The organism is Gemmatimonas sp., from assembly GCF_044345575.1.
In the GTDB taxonomy this organism is placed as follows: Bacteria; Gemmatimonadota; Gemmatimonadetes; order Gemmatimonadales; family Gemmatimonadaceae; genus Gemmatimonas.
Genome location: NZ_JBIJAW010000209.1, coordinates 1 through 5748, shown reverse-complemented (window position 1 = coordinate 5748; position 5748 = coordinate 1). Strand labels below are relative to the sequence as shown.

At 66.8% G+C, this 5748-nt stretch carries 6 protein-coding genes; 2 read left to right on the top strand and 4 right to left on the bottom strand.

The window, feature by feature from the left end; translation table 11 throughout:
* Together ACIQ6O_RS11770 and ACIQ6O_RS11765 are read left to right on the top strand one after the other, a co-directional pair.
* Nucleotides 1-1082, top strand: a 1082-nt coding sequence (locus tag ACIQ6O_RS11770; protein WP_396207981.1) for an alpha-ketoacid dehydrogenase subunit beta, incomplete at its 5' end; no start/stop codon positions are given.
* Between the two features lie 235 nt (nt 1083-1317).
* Entirely contained in the window at nt 1318-2907 is a 1590-nt protein-coding gene (locus ACIQ6O_RS11765; protein WP_396207980.1) for an OmpA family protein, read from the top strand.
* A gap of 239 nt (nt 2908-3146) precedes the next feature.
* Here ACIQ6O_RS11765 and paaD read toward each other — a convergent pair whose 3' ends face one another.
* The 4 genes from paaD to paaA form a co-directional block, all read right to left on the bottom strand.
* Entirely contained in the window at nt 3147-3635 is a 489-nt protein-coding gene (gene paaD / locus ACIQ6O_RS11760) for a 1,2-phenylacetyl-CoA epoxidase subunit PaaD (RefSeq protein WP_396207979.1), read from the bottom strand.
* A 5-nt stretch (nt 3636-3640) separates the two neighbouring features.
* A complete protein-coding gene (paaC, locus tag ACIQ6O_RS11755) occupies nt 3641-4417 on the bottom strand; it encodes a 1,2-phenylacetyl-CoA epoxidase subunit PaaC (protein ID WP_396207983.1) in 777 nt (258 codons plus the stop codon).
* Between the two features lie 73 nt (nt 4418-4490).
* On the bottom strand, nt 4491-4781 hold the full coding sequence (paaB, locus tag ACIQ6O_RS11750; RefSeq protein WP_396207978.1) for a 1,2-phenylacetyl-CoA epoxidase subunit PaaB: 291 nt from the start codon (nt 4779-4781) through the stop codon (nt 4491-4493).
* The gene (gene paaA, locus ACIQ6O_RS11745) at nt 4778-5686 is read right to left on the bottom strand and encodes a 1,2-phenylacetyl-CoA epoxidase subunit PaaA (protein WP_396207982.1); all 909 of its coding nucleotides are present in this window, start codon (nt 5684-5686) and stop codon (nt 4778-4780) included. The genes paaB and paaA overlap by 4 nt, the downstream gene beginning before the upstream one ends.
* Between the last annotated feature and the right edge of the window lie 62 nt (nt 5687-5748).

The following is a 5748-nucleotide window of genomic DNA, read 5'->3' as shown; positions in this document are numbered from 1 at the left end:
TTGCCGATGACGACGCGGCGACCGAAGCGATGGGCGGGCTGTCGCGCGCGGAACGCGTCGCATTAGGTGGAACCGATGTGCCGTCCGACAGCGGCGACCTATTGCGGTTCGCCGAAGCTATTCGCCGCACGCTGCGTCACGAGCTCGCGGTAAACCCCAAGGTGGTGGTGTTCGGCGAGGACGTGGGGAAGAAGGGCGGGGTGCATCTCGTCACCGAAGGGCTGCAGAAGCAGTTCGGTGCCGAGCGCGTGTTCGACACGAGCTTGAGCGAGGAAGGGATCATTGGCCGCGCGGTAGCGATGGCCATCAGCGGTCTGATGCCCGTGGCCGAGATCCAGTTCCGCAAGTATGCCGATCCGGCGGCGGAGCAGTTGAACAACTGCGGCACGATGCGCTGGCGCACGGCCAATCGTTTTGCGGCGCCAATCGTGGTGCGCATGCCGGGCGGGTTCGGCAAGGACGTGGGCGATCCGTGGCACTCGCTGAGCGACGAGGTACGGTTCGCGCACGCGTACGGGTGGCAGGTGATCATGCCGTCGAACGCCGCCGATGCGGTGGGTCTGCTGCGCGCGGCGATGCGCAGCCCCAACCCGAGCATCTTCTTCGAGCATCGCTCGTTGCTGATGACGGGCGACGGGAGCGCGCGCTATCCCGGCGACGACTATGTGCTGCCGCTGGGTCGTGGGCGCGTGATACGTGAGGGCGATGCGCTCACGCTCGTCACGTGGGGGGCCATGGTGCACCGGTGCACCGAGGCGGTGGCGGCGCTGGGCGACGTGCAGGCGGAGGCGGTGGAGCTCATCGACCTGCGGACGATCTCGCCGTGGGACCGCGAGCTGGTGCTGGCGAGCGTGCGGAAGACCGGTCGCTGCCTCATCGTGCACGAGGACAACATGACGGCGGGTTTCGGCTCGGAAATCGCGAGTACGGTAGCGCAGGAGGCCTTCTGGCATCTTGACGCACCGGTGGAGCGCCTGGCGCCGCAGGACATTCCGGTGCCGTATCACCCGGACCTGCTCGACGCGGTGATCCCGACGGTCGCCCGGATTGCCGCGCGTATCCAAGCGCTGATGGCGGTGTGAGGGGCGGCGGCGATGTCGGTCAGCCTGACCGACATCGTGTTTCAACGGCTCTGACCTCTTGATCGCTTTGGTCGCCGTGACCGGCGTTACAGATCAGCCCGCCGACCGTCCATTGTCCGTGACGTATCGTATGTCACCGTCATCACTTACTATTGCATTGCTCCCTGTGAGCAACTCCCCACGAATGGGTGCGGGCCACACTGGCCCGCGATTCCGGCTTAACCCAGAGGACGCCATGAAGACCAAGCTGATCGGACTTTCCCTGCTCGCGACCATCGCGGCAGTGCCGACGGCCCATGCTCAGGGCCTTGGTGGCAAGATCGAGATTGGTGCATTCGGTCAGTTCACGAAGCTCGACAAAGAAATCAAGATGGACAACGTCGCGGCCATTGGTGGCATGTTCGGCGCGTCCGTCTACAAGTGGTTCGGTGTGCAGGCCGACGTGCAGCTCGGCAAGACCAAGGCGACGCGCACGCCGTTCGAAGACATCACCTATCGTCCGGCCCGCGTGCTCGGCACCGTGACGATCCCGCTCACCTCGTCGCAGAAGGCGGCGCTGGTGCTCGGTGCCGGCTACGTGAACTCGATTTACGCCGGCCGTTCCACGCCCAACGAGTACGAGGACGGCATCTCGGCGCTCGCCGGCATCAAGCTGTGCTCGGACGGCAAGTGGGGCGCGCGCATCGACGGCATCATGGACCGCAACCCGTCGCCGAACGAGCAGGCCATCACCGGCACGTCGAGTAACCTCGGCCTCCGCGCCGGTGTGACCTACGCGCTCCGCGGCGGCTGCGCCACGGCGGACAAGTTCGACTGGACGCTCAAGATCGACCCGGCCAGCGCCACCGTGAACCGCGGCAGCGAGCGCCAGTTCGCGCTGAGCGCAACGAACGCGAAGGGCAAGATCATCCCGCTCAAGAACGTGAAGGATCTCGCCTGCTCGACGAGCGACGCCTCCGTCGCCACGGTGGATAACACCGGCAAGGTGAAGGCGGTCAAGTACGGGACGGCCACCATCACGTGCACGGGCACGCAGCGCAAGCTGCAGCGCTCCGCGTCGGCCACGGTCACCGTGCCGCCGCCGTCGTGGACGCTGACGCTGACGCCGAAGAGCGGCTCGACGGACGTGAGCAAGACGCTGTCGTTCACGGCGAAGGCCGTTGACGCCGACAACGTCGACCTCGGCGCGATCACCTGGAGCTCGGCCAACGCATCGATCGCTTCGATCGCGAACGGCACGGTGACGTGCAACGCCGGCGGAACGACCACGATCACCGCTGCGAAGACGGCGTACGGCAGCTCGAAGAGCGAGACCGCGTCGGTGGAGTGCATCGCGCCGAAGCCGGTGAGCGTGGCGCTCGACCGCGCGCTGTTCGACTTCGACAAGGCCGTGGTGCTCAAGGCCGGCAACGACACGCTGCTGGTCATCATCGATGCCATGAAGCGCATCCCGACGCTCCGCATCTCGGTGGAAGGCCACACCGACCGCTACGGCTCGGAAGCCTACAACAACACGCTGGCGAAGAAGCGCGCCGAATCGGTGACGAAGCAGCTCCTCAAGCTCGCGGGCAAGGATGCCGCGTCGCTCAAGGATCGCATCGTGACGTCGAGCTTCGGTGAGCAGTGCCTCGTGACGACGGCCGGTGCCGACGAGAGCGAGCCGCCGCCGGCGAAGCGTGGCCGCATCGCGAAGGCCGATCGCGCCGCACAGGGCGACAACCGTCGCGTGGAAGTGTGGCAGCTGCTCGAAGGCAAGGGTGCCCCGACGGGCTGCCGTGCCGCCGACGAGCGCAACAACCGCCTCGGCTTCAAGGATCTCAAGTAATCGAGATCGCGGTTCGATGTGAGAAAGGGGCTCCGCTTCGGCGGGGCCCCTTTTCTGTTGGTATGCGGGAGAAACGCGTGAGCACGCAGCTCGCCGAGGTGGGTGAGGGCACGGAGAACTGCACCAACAAAACCAAGAGAGGACGAGCCATTCGTCGGCCCATCCTCTCTATTTGTTCTCCGTGCCCTCACCACCCTCGGTGAGCTCCGTGCTCACGCGTTTCCACGGCTGCCAGCCGCTCAGAGCGCCTTGAACTCGTCGAACGGACTCCCGCACGCCTTGCACGTGTGGATCGCCTTGCACGCGGTCGATCCGAACTCCGACTGCAAGACCGTGTCGGCCGACCCGCAGAACGGACACGCCACCGCCGGTCGCGCGCGCGTGAGCGTCACGAACCCCTGTGGTTCCGCCCGCCCTGGCGGCGCGATGCCATACTTGCGCAGCTTCTCACGCGCCTCGGGGCCGATCCAGTCGGTGGTCCACGCCGGTGTGAGCACGGTGCGCACCTCCACCTTCGGAACGCCGCGCGCAAGGAGCGCGGCCTTCACGTCGGCTTCCATTTCGCGCATCGCGGGACAGCCGCTGTAGGTGGGCGTCATGGTGACGGTCATGCAGTCGCCCTCGATGACCACATCGCGCACCACCCCGAGTTCGACGACGCTGATCACCGGCACTTCGGGGTCGGGGACGCCCTGCAGTACCGCGAAGGCCTCGTCGCGCGTGAGCATGCCGCTCACCAGGTGGCGCCAGGGTGCGCGCGCGCGACGCTCTGCATGGTGGCGAGCATGTGGCCAAGGAACTCGGTATGCCGACCGCGGCGCCCGCCGCTGCGCATGCCCGTCACGGTGGGACGCGTGAGCGTGGCACGGGTGAGCACGTCGTTCACCATGGTGTCCCAGAGCGCGCGGAGCGCGTCGGCATCGGTGGACACACCCTGCGCCGCCACGGCCTCGTCCACCGTATCACGCTCGAACAGCTCACCGGTGAAACGCCAAAGCGCATCCAGTGCGGCCTGCGCGCGCGCGTGGCTCTCCTCGGTGCCGTCGCCAAGGCGCACGACCCACTCACTGCTGTGGCGCAGGTGGTACTTGTCTTCCTTGAGCGACTTGGCGGCGATGGCGGCGAGTGGTTCGTAGCTGCTGCGCGAGAGCTGGTCCCACAGCAGTACACTGTACGCGTCGAAGAGGAACTGCCGCACCATCGTCACGGCGAAGTCGCCGTTGGGCTGCTCCACCAGCAACGCATTGCGGTACGCGGTGCCGTCGCGCCAGTAGGCGAGCGTGTCCTCAGTGCGCCCCTGCCCCTCCACTTCACCCGCGAGCTTGAGCAAGCTGGACGCGTGGCCGACGAGGTCGAGCGCGATGTTGGACATCGCGATGTCCTCCTCGAGGATGGGGCCGTGGCCGCACCACTCGCTGAGGCGATGGCCCAGCACCAGCCGATCGTCGCCGAGTCGGATGAGATACTCCGCGAGCGGATTCTCCACGGCCACCTGGCGCGGTGCGGCGATGGGATAATCCGGTGCCTTGTTCACCACGCCACCGCGACCGCCCTGCTCCTGTTCGTCGTGAGCCACGCGCGCCTCAGAAAATGCGCACGCCGCGAGGCGCGACGTAGAACTGCGGATGACGGTACGGCTTGTCGTTGCCCGGATCGAAGAACGGCCCGGCATCGGAGGGCGCCGAGGCGACGATCGCGCTGCTCGGCACCACCCAGAGATTTACCGCTTCACCGCGGCGCGTGTACACGTCACGGGCGTTCTGCATGGCGTGCTCCGCGTCGGCCGCATGCACACTACCGGCGTGCTCGAACGGTTCGCCGCGGGCGCCCTGCGTGAAGACCTCCCACAGCGGCCAGTTGTCGGGCTGTGTCATGCGACCGCAGTCTCCTTGCGCGCGCGCTGCTTGTCCGCGTGCGCCGTGGCCGCCGCGCGCACCCACGCCCCGTCGTCGTGCGCCTTACGGCGCGCCGCCAGTCGCTCCTGGTTACACGGGCCGTTACCGGCCAGCACCTCGTGGAACTCACTCCACTCGATCTCACCGAACTCCCAGTCACCGGTGGTCTCGTTGAACGCGAGATCCGGATCGGGGAGCGTGATACCGAGCGCGATGGCCTGCGGCACCGTGAGGTTCACGAAGCGCTGACGGAGCTCGTCATTCGTCTTGCGCTTCACGCGCCACTTGAGCAGCTCGGCGCTGTTGGGCGAGTTGGTGTCGCTCGGGCCGAACATCATGAGCGCCGGCCACCAGAAGCGGTTCACCGACTCCTGCAGCATGGCCTTCTGCGCCGGCGTGCCGTTGGCCAGCACGGTGCAGATCTCGTAGCCCTGACGCTTGTGGAAGTTCTCTTCCTTGCAGATGCGCACCATCGCGCGCGCGTACGGGCCGTAGCTGGCCTTCGCGAGCACCGTCTGGTTCACGATCGCCGCGCCGTCCACGAGCCAACCGATGACGCCCATGTCGGCCCACGAGAGCGTGGGATAGTTGAAGATGCTCGAATACTTCGCCCGGCCGTCGAGCAGTTGCTCCACGAGCTCCTGGCGATCGACGCCGAGCGTTTCAGTGCCGCAGTAGATGTACAGACCGTGGCCCGCCTCGTCCTGCACCTTGGCGATGAGCGACAGTTTGCGGCGCAGACTCGGCGCGCGCGTGATCCAGTTCCCTTCCGGCAGCATGCCCACGACTTCGGAATGCGCGTGCTGCGACATCATGCGCGTGAGCTGCTTGCGGTATCGCTCGGGCATCCAGTCTTTGGGCTCGATGCTTTCGCCCGCCGCGATGCGGGCTTCGAAAGCAGCGAGGAGCGCCGATTCATCGGCGGAAACGGACCCGGTCGAGGGCG

Coding starts and splice junctions, on each gene's coding strand:
- ACIQ6O_RS11765 (WP_396207980.1), top strand. CDS start 1,318: ATGAAGACCAAGCTGATCGGACTTTCCCTGCTCGCGACCATCGCGGCA.
- paaD (WP_396207979.1), bottom strand. CDS start 3,635: ATGCTCACGCGCGACGAGGCCTTCGCGGTACTGCAGGGCGTCCCCGAC.
- paaB (WP_396207978.1), bottom strand. CDS start 4,781: ATGACACAGCCCGACAACTGGCCGCTGTGGGAGGTCTTCACGCAGGGC.